This window comes from Pontibacter korlensis (genome assembly GCF_000973725.1).
In the GTDB taxonomy this organism is placed as follows: domain Bacteria; phylum Bacteroidota; class Bacteroidia; order Cytophagales; family Hymenobacteraceae; genus Pontibacter; species Pontibacter korlensis.
In genome coordinates this window covers 1128997-1144530 of the sequence record NZ_CP009621.1, presented here as the reverse complement: position 1 = coordinate 1144530, position 15534 = coordinate 1128997, and the positions used below count along the sequence as shown (strand labels likewise).

The 15534-nt window shown below is 47.9% G+C and carries 12 protein-coding genes; 8 read left to right on the top strand and 4 right to left on the bottom strand.

Going from position 1 to position 15534, the window contains the following annotated elements; all coding sequences use genetic code 11:
- The first annotated feature begins 19 nt into the window (after positions 1-19).
- The 3 genes from PKOR_RS04685 to PKOR_RS04675 all read left to right on the top strand — a co-directional run bounded on the left by PKOR_RS04685 (position 20) and on the right by PKOR_RS04675 (position 4237).
- Positions 20-2476: a YfhO family protein gene (locus tag PKOR_RS04685; RefSeq protein WP_046314087.1), complete on the top strand. Its 2457-nt coding sequence runs from the start codon at positions 20-22 to the stop codon at positions 2474-2476.
- A 177-nt stretch (positions 2477-2653) separates the two neighbouring features.
- On the top strand, positions 2654-3541 hold the full coding sequence (locus PKOR_RS04680) for a 1-aminocyclopropane-1-carboxylate deaminase/D-cysteine desulfhydrase (protein WP_420806332.1): 888 nt from the start codon (positions 2654-2656) through the stop codon (positions 3539-3541).
- A gap of 63 nt (positions 3542-3604) precedes the next feature.
- A complete protein-coding gene (locus PKOR_RS04675; protein ID WP_046309428.1) occupies positions 3605-4237 on the top strand; it encodes a DUF4230 domain-containing protein in 633 nt (210 codons plus the stop codon).
- A gap of 49 nt (positions 4238-4286) precedes the next feature.
- On the opposite strand, the gene PKOR_RS04670 is transcribed toward PKOR_RS04675, so the two are convergent.
- The 3 genes from PKOR_RS04670 to PKOR_RS04660 all read right to left on the bottom strand — a co-directional run bounded on the left by PKOR_RS04670 (position 4287) and on the right by PKOR_RS04660 (position 7320).
- Complete coding sequence (locus tag PKOR_RS04670) at positions 4287-5756, bottom strand: serine hydrolase domain-containing protein (RefSeq protein ID WP_046314085.1); 1470 nt, start codon at positions 5754-5756, stop codon at positions 4287-4289.
- Between the two features lie 70 nt (positions 5757-5826).
- Entirely contained in the window at positions 5827-6723 is an 897-nt protein-coding gene (locus PKOR_RS04665) for an SRPBCC family protein (RefSeq protein WP_046309427.1), read from the bottom strand.
- Between the two features lie 114 nt (positions 6724-6837).
- Entirely contained in the window at positions 6838-7320 is a 483-nt protein-coding gene (locus PKOR_RS04660; RefSeq protein ID WP_046309426.1) for a regulatory protein RecX, read from the bottom strand.
- Positions 7321-7504: 184 nt separating this feature from the next.
- On the opposite strand from PKOR_RS04660, the gene PKOR_RS04655 reads away from it, so the two are divergent.
- The 3 genes from PKOR_RS04655 (at position 7505) to PKOR_RS04645 (ending at position 11475) form a co-directional block, all read left to right on the top strand.
- The gene (locus tag PKOR_RS04655; RefSeq protein ID WP_235337240.1) at positions 7505-8401 is read left to right on the top strand and encodes a DMT family transporter; all 897 of its coding nucleotides are present in this window, start codon (positions 7505-7507) and stop codon (positions 8399-8401) included.
- Positions 8402-8494: 93 nt separating this feature from the next.
- Positions 8495-11083 (top strand): DUF5686 and carboxypeptidase regulatory-like domain-containing protein, encoded by a 2589-nt coding sequence (locus tag PKOR_RS04650; RefSeq protein ID WP_046309424.1) that lies wholly within the window; start codon positions 8495-8497, stop codon positions 11081-11083.
- Between the two features lie 83 nt (positions 11084-11166).
- Entirely contained in the window at positions 11167-11475 is a 309-nt protein-coding gene (locus tag PKOR_RS04645) for a hypothetical protein (RefSeq protein ID WP_046309423.1), read from the top strand.
- Between the two features lie 55 nt (positions 11476-11530).
- On the opposite strand, the gene PKOR_RS04640 is transcribed toward PKOR_RS04645, so the two are convergent.
- Positions 11531-12478 (bottom strand): EamA family transporter, encoded by a 948-nt coding sequence (locus PKOR_RS04640; protein WP_046309422.1) that lies wholly within the window; start codon positions 12476-12478, stop codon positions 11531-11533.
- A gap of 189 nt (positions 12479-12667) precedes the next feature.
- On the opposite strand from PKOR_RS04640, the gene PKOR_RS04635 reads away from it, so the two are divergent.
- Complete coding sequence (locus PKOR_RS04635) at positions 12668-15124, top strand: bifunctional UDP-N-acetylmuramoyl-tripeptide:D-alanyl-D-alanine ligase/alanine racemase (RefSeq protein WP_046309421.1); 2457 nt, start codon at positions 12668-12670, stop codon at positions 15122-15124.
- Positions 15125-15323: 199 nt separating this feature from the next.
- On the top strand, positions 15324-15527 hold the full coding sequence (locus tag PKOR_RS04630) for a FeoA family protein (RefSeq protein ID WP_046314082.1): 204 nt from the start codon (positions 15324-15326) through the stop codon (positions 15525-15527).
- Positions 15528-15534: the final 7 nt, after the last annotated feature.

Here is a 15534-nt window from a genome sequence, read left to right as displayed (position 1 = left end):
TTTTGGGTTTTTGAAAGATATGACAACTTCCTTCAACTTTAAACGCGATGTGCTACCACATGCCATCGCAGTACTAGTTTTCCTGATTCTGACGGCGGTATACTTTTCGCCGGTGCTTTTCCAGGATAAAGGCCTTGCTCAGCACGACATCCTGCAGTTTAAGGGCGGTGCCAAAGAGATACAGGATTACCGTGAACGTACTGGCGAAGAAGCCCTCTGGACTAACTCCATGTTTGGAGGTATGCCAGCTTACCTTATCCAGACGCACTTTCCTGGAGACTGGTCAGGCTATATTCATAAAGTACTGACTTTCGACCTGCCAGCCCTGGCGGGGAATATCTTTATTACACTTATCTGCGCCTATATACTCTTGGTGGCCATGGGTATGAGCACCTGGCTAGCCATCATAGGCGCAGTGGCTTTTTCCTTTACTTCTTATAACCTCATCATTTTAGAGGCAGGGCACAACACTAAGTCCCTGACCATAGCTTACATCCCGATGGTGTTGGCAGGCCTTATTTACGCGCTGCGCAAGAACCTCTGGATTGGTGCTGCCCTGTTTGCCGTAGGCCTCACCATGAACCTGCACTTCAACCACCTGCAGATGACGTACTACATGCTGCTGCTGGTGCTGGTATTTGCTGTGGTGGAAATCATATATGCTTTTAAGAATGGCACTTTTGCAGAGCTGCTGAAGCACGGGGTTGTGCTTTTGGTAGCTGCCATACTTGCTGTAGGCGTGAACTTTGGAAGATTGTACACTACTGCTGAGTATAGCGAGTTCAGTATACGTGGTAAGTCAGAGCTTACGCAGCCAAATAGCGGCAATGATGTAGGCAGTGGCCTTGACCGTGAGTATGCCTTTAACTGGAGCTACGGTGTTAGTGAAACTATGACGCTGCTAATCCCTGACTTCTACGGTGGCAGCAGCAGTGCCCCGCTCGATACGGATTCTGAAACATACAATGCTTTTCTTAAAATGGGCGCCGCACCTGCGCAGGCAGAGCAATTGGTAAAGCAAGGTTTGCCAATGTACTGGGGGCCGCAGCCAATGACAAGCGGGCCTGTGTATGTAGGTGCTATTGTAGTATTCCTGTTTGTGCTAGGTCTGTTTATAGTAGACCGCCGCTGGACAAGCTGGTTGGTAGCAGGTACCATTCTTTCTATCGTACTGGCCTGGGGTAAGAATTTCGAAGCGTTCAACTACTTTATGTTCGATCACTTCCCGCTCTACAACAAGTTCAGGGCAGTGTCGTCGGCGCTAGTTATTGCCCAAATCACTATTCCGTTCCTGGCTATACTTGCTTTGTGGAAGCTGATTAACGAGCGTAGCCAAATAAAAGACCTAGATAAGAAGCTGCTGATCTCTGGAGGTATAACTGCAGGCATTTGTTTGCTGGTATGGCTGTTTGCCGGTACTGCCAGCTTCATGTCAGAAACCGACCAGAGACTGATACAGGCGCAGTTCCCGATAGATGCTATCCGTGCTGACCGCGAGAGCATGATGCGTTCCGATGCCTTCCGCTCATTTGCTTTCATAGTGCTGGCAGCAGCATTGCTGTACTTCTATGTTAAGAATAAACTTTCTGCTAATGTAGCTATTGCGGGTGTAGGAATATTGGTGCTTGTAGACCTGTGGGCAGTAGATCAGCGTTACCTGAACAACGGTGACTTTGAGCGCCAAGTGGAGGCTAACTTCTTCCAGCCAACTCCAGCAGACCAAATGATTCTGCAGGATACGCAGGATAAGGAAAGGGGCCTGAGCTACCGTGTCATCAATCTGCCTAATCCGTTTAACGATGCCCGTACTTCATACTTTCATAAATCGGTAGGAGGCTACCACGGAGCTAAGCTGCGTCGCTACCAGGATCTGATAGACCGCCACATTTCGCAGAATAACCTGGAAGTGCTACGCATGCTGAACACCCGCTATGCCATTACAGGAGATCAAAAACAGCCGGTGCAGCGCATACCGGATGCTTTAGGAAATGCCTGGTTTGTAGAAGAAGTACAGCCAGTGCAGTCGCCGGACGAGGAGTTGAATGCACTGACGATGTTTGATGCAGGTTCTACTGCCGTGGTGGACGTGAACAAATTCCCAATAGAGCGCCGCTATTTCAGCACCGATAGCGCCAACATTAAGTTAGTAGAGTATGAGCCGAATTACCTCAAGTATGAGTATCATGCTGCGAAAGAGGGGCTGGTAGTATTCTCCGAAATCTACTACCCAGAAGGGTGGCAAGCTTATCTTGATGGCGAGCCAGTAGATCATTTCCGTGCTAACTATGTATTACGCGCTATGGAGGTGCCAGCTGGTAAGCATACTATAGAGTTTAAGTTCGCGCCACAGTCTTACTATACTGGTAATACTGTATCGCTGATTTCCTCGATCTTGCTGCTTTTAGTAGTAGTTGGTGCTATCTTCTATGGCGTTAAGAAAAAGCCAGTTGAAGAGACTATTGTGGAGAAAGTATAGTAGTAAGTTAGAAAGTTAAAGAGTTAGAAGGTCAGAAAGTGGGGGAGGATTAAAAGTATCCATCCTAACTTTTGGCCTTACATCCTGATTCAAGAAGTTCTTAAAGTATAAAATAGAGCCTCGGTTATTGCCGGGGCTTCTTTTTTACCATTTTTGACAAGTATGGGAGAAGCACCTTTGCAGAAGTTAGAAGATAGCCTGTTGCAGGAACAGAGCGTTACGCTGTGGGTTAAACGAGAAGACCTGCTGCACCCGCACATTTCGGGCAATAAGTGGCGCAAACTAAAGTATAACCTGCAGGAGGCAAAGCAGCAGGGATACGACACCTTGCTGACTTTTGGAGGAGCTTATTCTAACCATATTGCCGCCACGGCAGCAGCTGGTAGAGAGTATGGCTTTAACACCATCGGTATAATCCGGGGCGAAGAGCACCTGCCACTTAACCCTACCCTAAGCTTTGCCACTTCCTGTGGTATGCAGCTGCACTACATCAGCCGCGAAAAATACAGGCTAAAAAACGAACCTGATTTTCTGGAAGAGCTTCAAAGGCAGTTTGGTAAGGTATACCTGCTGCCCGAGGGTGGTACCAATTTGCTGGCCGTAAAAGGCTGCACCGAAATTGTGCAGGACATTCCCCTTGAGTATGATTACATCTGCTGCGCCGCAGGTACTGGTGGAACATTGGCAGGCATTGTAGCTAGCCTGGAAGGAGAGAAGCAGGTGCTGGGTTTTCCGGCACTGAAAGGCGGGGAGTTTCTGCAACAGGAGGTAGAGGAGCTGGTAATAGCTTATGGTGGGCAAAGCTACAGCAATTGGCAGCTCATTACGGATTATCATTTCGGGGGCTATGCTAAAATAAAGCCGGAGCTGATAGCTTTTATGGAGCAATTTAAGCAGCAGCACTACATTCCGTTGGAGCCGGTTTATACAGGGAAGATGTTCTACGGCCTGTTCGACCTGATCAGGAAAGGCTATTTTAAGCGAGGCAGCACCATTGTGGCAGTGCATACAGGTGGCCTGCAAGGCAATGTTGGCTTTAAAGAGCGACTGGGGGTGCAGGTGTAGTATAAATTTGTAGCACAATCTTTGTAACTGCGTATCTGTACCTAAAAACAGATAAAGCACTAAATGCCCTTACTTCGCTTTCTAATCAAACTCGTTCCTTGGGTTATACTTGTTGCGCTTGGCATATTCCTGTGGCGCACTTTCAATGAATACTTCAATAAACCGGAAAAGAAGGAGCCGGAAGTAGTAGTGAACTACAATACCATACTTACCTCTGTAGAGGACCTGGGCCGGATGGAGCTGGTGCGCTACAATTTTAAAGATGTGGTAGAGTATGAAAAGAATGTGTCGCGCTGGGTGCCGAATTCCAAGATTGTGCTGATAGTGTCTGGAGAAGCTGTAGGCTGTGTTGACTTTACCAAAATAACGCAGGCAGACATAGAGTTTCAAGGCGACTCGTTGGTGCAGGTGGCTCTGCCTGAGCCGGAAATCTGCTACTATAAAATTGACCATAGCAAGTCTAAAGTCTTCAGTAAGGAGAATACTTACTTTCAGGATGCCGACCTGGTGCAGGAAAGCTATAAGTATGCTGAGGCGAACGTGAAGAAAGCCGCTCTTAATTCTGGTATACTTAATCAGACAAAGGTTAACGCTGAAAAAGTACTTAAGCCAATCTTAGAGGAAGTAACAGGCCGTCGTGTGGTGTTGGTGCCTCAGCGAAGAATACAGAGCCCTCAAATGCCGGCAAAGAGATAGCACTTGATCACACTGTAGTTTATTAGGAGCTTGAGCCTTAGCCAAGATGTCACCTTCTGTCCCAGAGCTCTTTGCCTAAGTACAGATGCTCTATTAGTAACTTCTCGTAGATCTGGTCAACGTTCTCGCCATTGAGGAAAATGACGTACCCGTTTCCAGACTCTGGAAACATGATTGCCAATGAACTAAGTCCATGGTCTCTTCCGGTGTGTAGCAGGGCATACTCTCCCGTGCTGAAATCAGTTAGTTTTTCCCAACCAAGTCCGAAATAGTTCTTGTCTCTGAGCTTGATTTGGCTCTTGGTCATTTCCTGATAAGTCTGCTCGCTTAACCCAGCTCCATGCAAGACATAAGCAAGGAAGTTGCCGTAATCCTCCACCGTTGTTAGCAGGTTTGCTGCTGCGTTGGCTTCGTAGTACTTATAGGTATCCAGTTGTTTTCCATCCTTATCATGGTTTTCGGCATACCTTTTCTCGTCCATTGAGTTGTTCCACCAATAGCGTGTGTCGTTCATTTTTGCAGGTCTGAATACCAGCGAGTCAGAAAGCTCTTCTAAGGACTTGCCGAACTTCTTTTCCAATGCCTTTCTAAGGTATTCGAACCCTTCGCCCGAGTATTGATACTTGGTGCCAGGCTCAAACTCGAATGCCAGCTTTTTCTTTTCTGACATCCATCTCCAGTTCGGGAAACCTGTTTGGTGGGTCAGTATTATTCTTGGTGTAAGTTTCCTAGTCCTCTTATCCTTCTTCAGGTCAGGGTCAACCCAATACTTGTCTAGCTGTTCGTCCAGGCTCAGCTGCCCTGAATCAACCAGCTTTAGTGTAACCATGGCTGCTATTGGCTTTGCTAGTGAGGCAACTTTAAAGATAGTATTGTATGGGGCAGCTGTACCTGCTTTCAAACTCCCATAAACATTTATCTTGCTCAGGTTGCCATTCTGGATAATGCCTAGACCTAGTGCAGGTACTTTGTGTTGCTCCAGAAGAGCCACGATTTCTTTATCAAAAGAAAGCGTGGTGGGGGAGGTGTTTGGGTTATTGTGGTCAAAACTCAGTACCTCTTTTAGAAGCCATTTGCCATTTTCTAACAAGTATAAATGGGTGAATTTTGCTGTGCTTGTCTGCACATCCGTCTTCTGAGGCTCACGGATGTAGAAATGATGTACACCGCTCTGTATAGCACCATACAAAACACCATTGTTGTAGAGCGGGAACACCTCTAAGCTCTGCTCCTCTACTTTTCTGATGGGCTTTTTATCGAGATCTGAGCAGATGTATTTCTGTGTGTTTTCGAAGAAGATCTTTTTGTCCTGTATCCCGCTTTGGTCGTGGTAGAACCTGAGCTCGGGGTGAATTGCACCTTCCAGATAGGCAAGATCACATTGGTTGAACCCGCGCTCAAAAAAGGTGCTATCCTGCTTCTTCAGCAACAGGAATAGCTCTGAATCTTTGGGTACCTGCCCCTGGGCAAAATTCAAGGTAAGTATGAGTGAAAGTAGAAGCGTGAGGATATGTCTCATCTCGGTTTCAGTTATCAGAGTTTTGCTCATAAGAAGACATAAAGTATAGGTTGATACTTCCTACACAATACTACCTCCCATATTTTGTGTTCAGGTCCTTTACTAGGTTGTTGAAGACATACTCATGCTCCTGTTCTATTCCTATCTTTTCCAGGGGCTGCCAATAGAATCTAGGGTAAAGCACAGATGTATAAGTAGTTGTTCTTATCATCCTACAACCACCATTTTTCAGTTCCTCAAAAGTATAGCTGGCTTCCTCAAAGCCAAGCCAGCTTCTGCCTGTCAACTGGTAGTCGATCACATTCATCCTTAGTATCCGGCCTTTTTCCAACTCAGTAATTCTTTCGATAATCTGTCCACGTTCGAAATAGCAGGTTCTTAAACCGCCCACTTTTTCCTCACTCACAACACACTTCTGCGGCACTGGCAGATCCAGCTTCATCAAGAAAGGCTTTTCGGCATCAAGCGTATCAACATGTTTGATGGCATCATAAACCTGGAGGGGCGTGTAGGGCAAGGTTATTTCAGAAGAGACTTTTAAAACCTGTCTTTGATCGTTTACTAACTGTTTTTCAGAAAAACCCAGAACAATAAAAAGCAGAAACGGGGCAATGGAGCTTTTAAGCAAATCGTCCTCCTTTTTAATGTTGTTGCTTCTTCTATTAAGATGTGCGAAATAAGCTCCAAAAGCGATGGCTAAAAAGATCAAAGGGATTGCCATTAAGAGGCATATCATGCCTTCAAGTTCGCCAATCAGGAGTAACAGTAGAAAAATGACAAGTGAGAATACTAAGCCGTAGAGGCTCAGCTTTCTGAAGGTAGACCTCCCAAGTAAGTAGCCCAACGAAAAAGGGAGGAACACGAAAAAGGAGACACCGTACCCTACAAGTTCATAATGAAGCAGCAGAAAACCAAGCGACAGAAATGCCAGCGTGATGAAAGCGGACAGGATAAACTCCTTCTTCATGTTTGGCTATATGTTAGATGGAGGTTCTTGATTAGTGTTATCTAATATAAGAATATTGAATTTATTGTCAAGAACATATAGCCTTATGCTAATTAGTTTGCTGCCTCTCTGCCTTTATAGCTCCAGCCTCTTCAGCGCATCTTGAATCAGATCGTTTTCATAGCCCTTGCTCATCAAGAAGTACGTAAGCTTCTGGCGGCGTGCAAAAGGGTTTTTCTCTTTTTCGGTGGCATTCTTCTTTTCCAGAAGCTGCAGCAGGTTCTGCTCATATACCTCAAAATCGATTTCCTTTAAGCCTTGCTTAATGCAGTAGTCGGAGATGCCTTTGCTCTTGAGGCCTTGCATAATCTTGCGGCGGCCCCACTTCTTCAAGCCATACTTGCCACGTACATAGCTTTGGGCATAGCGCTCCTCATCTATCAGCTTCTCCTGGCTCAGTCGCACGATCAGATCCTCCACATCGTCAGGCTCCAGGCCATAGGAGTACAGCTTATCACGCACTTCTTGCTGGGTGCGGTCCTGGTAAGCGCAATAGGCAGCTGCTTTTATCAGTGCCTCTTTGGGTGTGTAGTTCTTCTTTTTCTTCTCGCGTTCCAAATGCTCAAATGTGTGTCTAAAGTATAAACAAGGTTTGAAGTTAGAAAGTTAAAGAGTTAGAAGGTTAGAAAGTTTAGGGAGTGGTCTCAATTCTACTCATCCTTTTCCATCCCTGCAGATCCTGGTTGCGGCAATTAGTAATCTCCAGCCAAAACCCAGACCTTTGTAGTGAAAACAGTTTAGAATGAAGTTATCAAAAGGAGTGATATACATGCTGCTGTCAACGTTCTTCTTTTCGTTGATGCAGGTATGTGTAAAGTGGGTGCCGCACATTCCGGCGGAGGAAATTATCGTTTTCAGGTCGCTTATCTCGTTGGCCATAAGTCTGGTGTTCTTGCGCAGGGCCGGCGTAAGCGTGTGGGGGAACAATCGAAAGTGGCTGTTCGCGCGCGGAGCCTTCGGGGCAGTGGCATTAATCCTGTTCTTTAACGTGCTGCAGAACCTGCCACTGGCTACGGCAGCTACCCTACAGTACCTGTCGCCCATTTTCACGGCTATACTTGGCATCTTTGTAGTACAAGAGCGAGTGAGGTTCTGGCAGTGGATCTTCTTCCTGGTTTCATTCTCAGGAGTGCTGGTAATTGAAGGTGTGGAGACAAATGTGGATACTTTGTACCTGTGGCTGGGTGTGATAAGTGCCGTGTTTACAGGAGTGGCGTATACTATCGTCCGGAAGCTGAATACAAACGAGCACCCGTTGGTTATTATCTTCTACTTTCCGCTGGTAACGCTGCCGGTGGTGGGGCTTTATACTATCTTTAATTGGGTACAGCCTATTGGCTGGGATTGGGTTGTGCTGCTGCTAGTGGGGCTGTTCACACAGTTGGGGCAGTATTACATGACCCTGTCTTACCAGAACGAGGAAATATCCAAGGTTGCGAACCTTACTTATATTGGAATCATTTACGCCCTGCTTTTCGGGTTCTTTTTCTTCGGCGAACTGCTCAACATCTGGACTTACCTGGGTATGGCACTTGTACTGCTGGGGGTTATCCTGAACGTTCAGTACAAAAATAAAATGACAAAAAAAGCAACCTTGGCCGCCGAAACAGGCTCTAAAAGAGTAGAGTTAAAACCTTGACTGAGTAATAGCGATAAAAGTGGTATTTTGTGTGGAAGGTTTTGATTCTACTTTATATTTTGAGTCGAAGTTCTGCTACTAACCCTTTAGCACATGCGCTACTACTATCTGCTGTTACTGCTGCTATTGCCTGCTTTTGCTATGGCAGGCACACTGCGTGGCCGTGTAACCGATGAAAACAACCAAGGGCTGCCGTTTGCCAGCATCTATATTAAGGAAACAGCCAGCGGCACCGCCACTAATGATCAAGGCCTGTACCAACTGCAGCTCAGCCCTGGTACTTATACTTTGGAGTTCAAGTATGTTGGCTACCGTGCCCACCTTGCGACCGTAACGATTGGGGAAGGCACGCAAGAGCTAAATGTGCAACTGCAGCCAGAGGTGTTGAACCTGAAGGAGGTTGTGGTAAAAGCTGCTGACGAGGACCCCGCCTATGCCATTATGCGAAACGCCATCCGGCTGCGCAAGTACCACCGCAATGAAGTGAATGCCTGGAGTGCCAGAGTTTACATGAAGGGTGTGGCCCGTATGGACAAAGTGCCCTCCAAAATACTAGGCGTGAAGATTGTTGACGTAGATACCGGTATTGTGTACCTGTCGGAGTCGGTGTCGGAACTGGCGTTTAAGAAACCGAACAAAATTCATGAGCGGATGATCTCGAGCAAGGTGAGCGGGCAAAAGAAGGGCTTTAGCTTTAACCAAGCTTCCGAAATGAACATCAGCTTTTATGATCCACTGCTGAAGGTAGAGGGGCTGAGCGAGCGTGGCTTTGTGTCGCCGCTGGCAAATAACGCGCTGTTTTTCTATCGCTTCGAGTACCTAGGCACCTTTCAGGAAAATGGCCGCACCATCAACAAGATCAAAGTAATCCCCCGCCGCAGGCATGACCCTGTTTTCTCAGGTAATATCTACATTGTAGATGGCAGCTGGCGCATCCATAGCACAGATTTACGACTGACCAAAGATGCCGGAATTGAGTTTGTGGACTGGATACGGGTGCGGCAGGTTTACGCACCTGTGGCCGAGGAAGTATGGATGCCGGTGTCGCAGCGGTTTAACTTTGAGGCGGCTGGCTTGGGCTTTAAGGGCGGCGGCTATGCAATGGGCGTATACTCTAACTACAAAGTGCAGCCTGCCTATGCCAAACCACCAAGAGTGGAAGAGGTAGAGCCGGAGCCTACTGCCAAACCTGAAGTGGCTACAGCCAGACCAGCTAAAAAACCAAAGTATAAGGTTGTAGAGCCGCAGGAGGCAGAACCAGTGGCACAGCCTGTGGTCAGCGACAAAGTATTCAGCAAAGAGGTGCTGTTGGTGGAGAAAGAGGCCAATAAGCGCGACTCGGCCTATTGGGCCTCCGTAAGGCCGGTGCCGCTTACGCAGGAAGAGGTGCAGGATTACCAGAAGAAAGACAGCCTGGAGGTTATCAAGAACTCAAGGCCTTACCAGGACTCACTGGATGCAGTGCGTAACAAGCCCTCTTTCGGGAGCTTTTTGCTTGGAGGTTATACTTACTCCAATACCTACGAGCGTAAGTTTTACCGCTTCGATCCGTTCCTGAGCCTAACGGGTGGGCCAAGTATACTGCAGTATAACACAGTAGAGGGAGTAGCTGCTGATGTACGGTTAAACTACAGGAGGAATTTTGAAGACCGTCGCTCTTACCAGATAGAGCCGGCTGTACGCTACGGCTTTAGCAACAATAAGCTGAATGCAAAGTTGCGCATGAGTTTTCAGTATGACCCCATCAAAAACAGCACGATTAGCGTGGAAGGAGGCCGTTATGTGTCTCAGATCAACAACGTGAATCCCATATCGCCTTTCGTAAATACGCTCTATACCTTGCTTGCCGAGCGTAACTACCTGAAGCTCTACCAGCGCGATTTTGGTCAGGTAAGCTACCGAAGTGAGCTCAGGAGTGGTCTACGGCTTAGTACCTCCGTAGATTACGCGCACCGCATGCCGCTGCAGAATACCACCGACTTCAGCTTCAGAAACAGGGGAACAGACGAGCCAAGCCGCTTTACCTCTAATGTGCCGCAAAATGCCGAACTGGATGACGCTTCATTTACACCGCACCAGGCTCTGACACTCACAGCTGCGTTAAGTATAAAGCCAAGGCAGCGCTACATTACCCGCCCCGACGATAAGATCAACTTGGGGTCTAAATACCCAACTTTTACGCTAAGCTACAGAGGCGGACTTAAAGCCTTGGGTGGTGACGTGAAGTATAATACAGCCGGTTTGAGCATAAGCGATGATGTAAGCCTAGGATTGCTCGGGCGCAGCAAATACAGTGTGCTTGGCTCTGTGTTCTGGGGCAAAGAAGATATGCGCCTGATGGACTACAAGCATTTCAATGGCAACCGAACCCTGATTGCAGGTACTTACGAAGGCTTCCAGTTACTCGACTATTACCGCTACAGCACTAACAACCGCTACCTGGAGGCGCATTACGAGCATCATTTCAATGGCTTCCTGTTCAACAAAATACCTTTGTTCCGTAGGCTGAAGTGGCAGGAGGTGGTAAGCTTGAATTACCTGAACACGCAGGAGTCGCGTAACTACCTGGAGCTTGGGCTAGGTATTGAGCACATCTTTAAAGTACTGCGTGTAGATTTCGTGACTTCGTTTCAGGAGGGCAACAAAGCCAGAACAGGCGTAATGGTAGGCTTCGGGTTCTGAGGCAGCAAGTTGGACACAGGGTGCTGGATAACCTATTTAGTGCAGAGGCCGTTAAAAATAGCCAAAGAACTAATTTAGAAAGAATGATGAAGACATCACATATATTAAAGTCAACATTAGCACTGGCGTTTTTCTCTGTAATAGGTTTTAGCTGTGGAAACAGCGCTGAAACGATAGAGGAAGAACGTACTACTGGAACCTCAGAAGCAATTGTGGAAGAAGATGAAAGTGCTGCCAATCTTACTAATCCGCGCCCTGCCCCAATTGGCGACACAGCCGTGACCGGTGAGCAGGCCGATCAGTTTGGCAACCCGGAACCTAACGTAGACACGGCTGCCCGTGAGCTACAGCAACTGGACCAGCAGAGACAACGCGGCACAACCACGAATTAAAGTACGGAAAGTATAAACGGGCGCGCCTCACCAACTAGCATTGGTGAGGCGCTTCTTATTTTACCAAAGCTGTCGTGCCCACAGGCGGAATCACCAAGCCAGCGCCTCGCTTTTTCCTACCCTTCAAATTGATGTTGTAGATAATCACGGAGATGAAAATGAGTACGTAAGCCGCCACTTTAGTGCTTGTTGTCTGTTCTCCAAAGTATAAAAACGCCATCAGGAAGTTTAGAATGGGGTTGATGTACATCAGGATGCCAATGGTACCGGAGGTAAGCTCTTTCAGAGCGAAGAGGTTCAGGAAAAGCGGCAGTACCGTAAAACCAGCACTAAGCAATCCTACCTGCACAAAAAAGTGTGTGTCCAGCTGTGCATTTCCACCGGTAAGAAAAGAGTAAAATGGACCAATGAAGGCGAAAGCCAACACCAACTGCAGCTTCAGGAGCACAATTTTATCGTAAGCCTTCAGGAGGCGCTGTGTGATCAGGTAAAAGGCGTAACTCAGGGCAATGAGTAAGCTAAACAGCAGACTGGTAATCTCGCCACTGCCCACCATGGCGCAGCTCAGAGCACTAAGGCCAATTGCCAGCCACTGGTTTACCCGAAGCTCTTCTTTCAGCAGTAAAAAGCCTAGTACTGCTGTAAGTATAGGGCAGAGCAGGTAAGAGAAAGAACCTGTTTGAATGTTTATGTGATTAACTACATAGATGAAGGCAAGCCAATTAGTGGTAAGTAGCACGCCACCCAGGAAAGTATAAAGTATAAAAAGGCGTTTCTCGCGTGGCTCAGAGGCCTTTACCTGCGCCAGCATGGCCATCAGTTGCTTGCGGCGAAACAGCAAAGAAATAACCAGCAGCAGCCCCACCGACAATGCCACCCGGAAGTACAGAATCTGTCCGCTGGGATAGGATGCCAGTGCCTTGAGCGGGAACGGAATAAAGCCCCAGATAATGAAGGCTGCCAGTCCTGCCGCATAGTATAGTTTGGTGTTAGTTGTTTCCATATAAAACAGAAAAAGATAAAAGTGCGCAAAGTTACAGAAACGAAAGGTCAGGCTTGTGTTACAACACGTTTTTTGTAGTGAAAAATATTTGTTGAATGACTAAGCAATGCTTTGCTGGCTCCTAAATTTTCGAACTGTTTATCTTTCTAACTCCCCGGCCTATCTTTGGGCTAGGTAAAAGTATAGCATATGCTCACGTTTCAGCAGCTCCAAAGTATAACTCAGGGTAAAGAGGTGCAATTTGTACAGTCACTGCCTGTCGTGCACCTCCTTACCGATAGCCGCAAGCTTTCGCAGCCGACAGGTTCGGTATTTTTTGCTATCAAGGGCAAGTATAATGATGGGCACAAGTACTTGCCACAGCTATATGCAAAAGGGGTGAGGCAGTTTGTGCTGGAGCAGGGCGAGCCACAGGAGTTACAGCAACTTTATCCGGAGGCAAACATCCTACAGGTGGCTAATAGCATGCAGGCATTGCAGCAGCTGGCGGCATGGCACCGGGCACAGTTTAATGTTCCGGTGGTTGGCATCACGGGGAGCAATGGCAAAACCATTGTAAAAGAATGGCTGTCGGCTTTGCTTAGTCCGGATGAAATGGTAGTGAAGAGCCCGCGTAGCTATAATTCGCAACTGGGTGTGCCGCTGAGTGTATGGCAGCTGCAGCCTAACCACACCTTGGGTGTCTTCGAGGCGGGCATATCGCAGCCGGGGGAGATGGAGAAGCTACAAGCTGTCATCCAACCAACTATTGGCATCTTTACCAACGTTGGCAGTGCTCATGATGAAGGCTTTGCCTCCCGGGAGCAGAAGGTACAGGAGAAACTAAAGCTGTTCAGGGAGGTTGAGTTGCTGTTTTACTGTGCTGATTATGAACTGCTGCATCAACAGGTGCAGGCTCAAAGTATAAAATCCTTTACATGGAGCCGTCAGCAGCCGGAAGCAGACCTTTACATCAGTGCTACTACCACGGCAGGGCACAGAACAATTGTGGTCTATACTTTTGAAGGGGAAAAGCAACGCCTGACCTTGCCTTTCACTGATGAGGCCTCTGTTGAAAATGCGCTACACTGCCTGGCTATACTTTTGTACCGCCGTCTGCCGCTCTCCGAAATTCAGGAACGTCTTGATCGCCTGCACCCGGTGGCCATGCGCCTGGAGATGAAGGAAGCCATCAACGGCTGTTACCTCATCGACGATACTTACAACAACGACCTCGCCGGCCTTGCCATCGCGCTTGATCTGCAGGCTAGTCAGCCGCAACGGGGGCGACACACGATCATACTTTCAGACGTGCTGGAGTCAGGCTTGGCGGAGGAGGAGCTGTACCGAAAGGTTGCTGAGCTGGTGCAGGCGCACAAGGTGGAGCGTTTGATCGGTATCGGAGCTACCATTAGCAAGTATAACCAACTTTTCTCAGAGTCCGATTTTTATACTTCCACCGCAGAGTTTCTCAAGGTTTTCAATCCCGCAAGCTTCCGTAACGAGGTTATCCTGGTAAAAGGCGCGAGAGTGTTTGAGTTTGAGAAGATTGTGCAGGCTTTTCAGCAGAAGGTGCACGGTACGGTGCTGGAGGTAAACCTGGATGCGCTGGTGCATAACCTCAACTATTACCGCTCCAAACTCGCCCCGGATACCAAGCTTATGGTAATGGTGAAAGCCTTCGCCTACGGCAGCGGTAGCTTTGAGGTAGCTAACCTGTTGCAATTCCACAGGGTAGATTACCTGGCTGTTGCTTATGTAGATGAAGGCGTAGCATTGCGCGAGAACGGCATTACGCTGCCAGTTATGGTAATGAACCCTTCGCCAGACAGCTTCGTGAAGTTACGGCAGTATAACCTGGAGCCTGAAATCTATGCTCTGGAGCAGTTGGAGGCATTTGTTGGGTCGCTGGAACCAGACGCAAAGTATAAAATCCACCTGAAACTGGACACGGGCATGCACCGGCTAGGCTTTGAGCCTGAGGATTTCGAGGAGTTGTTCAGGCTGCTGGAGCAGTACCCACAGGTGCAGGTTGCCAGCACCTTTAGCCACTTAGCAGGGGCCGACGAGGCCATCCACAATGATTTCTCACAGCTGCAGATTGCTAGGTTCAGAAGTATGGCAGCCGAACTTGAAGAGCGTTTGGGGTACAAAGTCATTAAGCATATTCTAAACTCGGCAGGCATTGTGCGCTTCCCGGAGCACCAGCTGGACATGGTGCGCCTGGGCATAGGCCTGTATGGTGTAGAAGCTACAGGTTCTGAGCAGGAAGCACTGCGGCCGGTAAGTACACTAAAAACAACGGTGTCGCAGGTTAAAAGTGTTAGGCAAGGCGATACGGTGGGCTACAGCCGCAAAGGCATTGCCAGCACTGACCGCACCACCGCAACAATTGCCATTGGCTATGCCGATGGTTATGACCGCCGCTTCAGCAATGGGGTAGGGCAGGTTTTTATCAACGGGCACCGCTGCCCCATCATCGGCAATGTGTGTATGGATATGTGCATGGTAGATGTAACAGGCGTAGAAGTAAAAGCAGGCGACGCGGTAACTGTTTTTGGGATTGATCTGCCTCTGGTGGAGCTGGCGCAAAACATCGGTACTATTCCTTATGAGCTTTTAACCAATGTTAGCACACGCGTTAAGCGGATTTTCTATTCTGAGTAATATCCAAGCCTGTAGTTGGGCGATTTAGAAGTCGCTCAAGTACAGGAGTCTACAGCCTAAGATCTTCTAATTGTCAATTCTTTTGCTTTAAAGTTGAACACCTTGTAACTTGCAGTTGTTTATAAACAGTCTAAATAAAGAGAGGTAAGAGGTGCAACATAAGGCAGAAGAGCATAAAGAGCGCAGATCGGTACGCGACATGAAAATAGGGGAGCGTGGCGTAATCTGCTGCCTGCAAGACCCTGAAATGGGCTTAAAACTGCTCGAGATGGGGTGTATTCCCGGCACGGAGGTGAAAATGAATAGCCGAGCTCCGCTAGGCGATCCGATCACCATCATTGTTAACAACTACACTCTCTCCCTGCGCCTAGACGAAGCCGAGACGATATTACTCAAGCAGTAGATTCTAT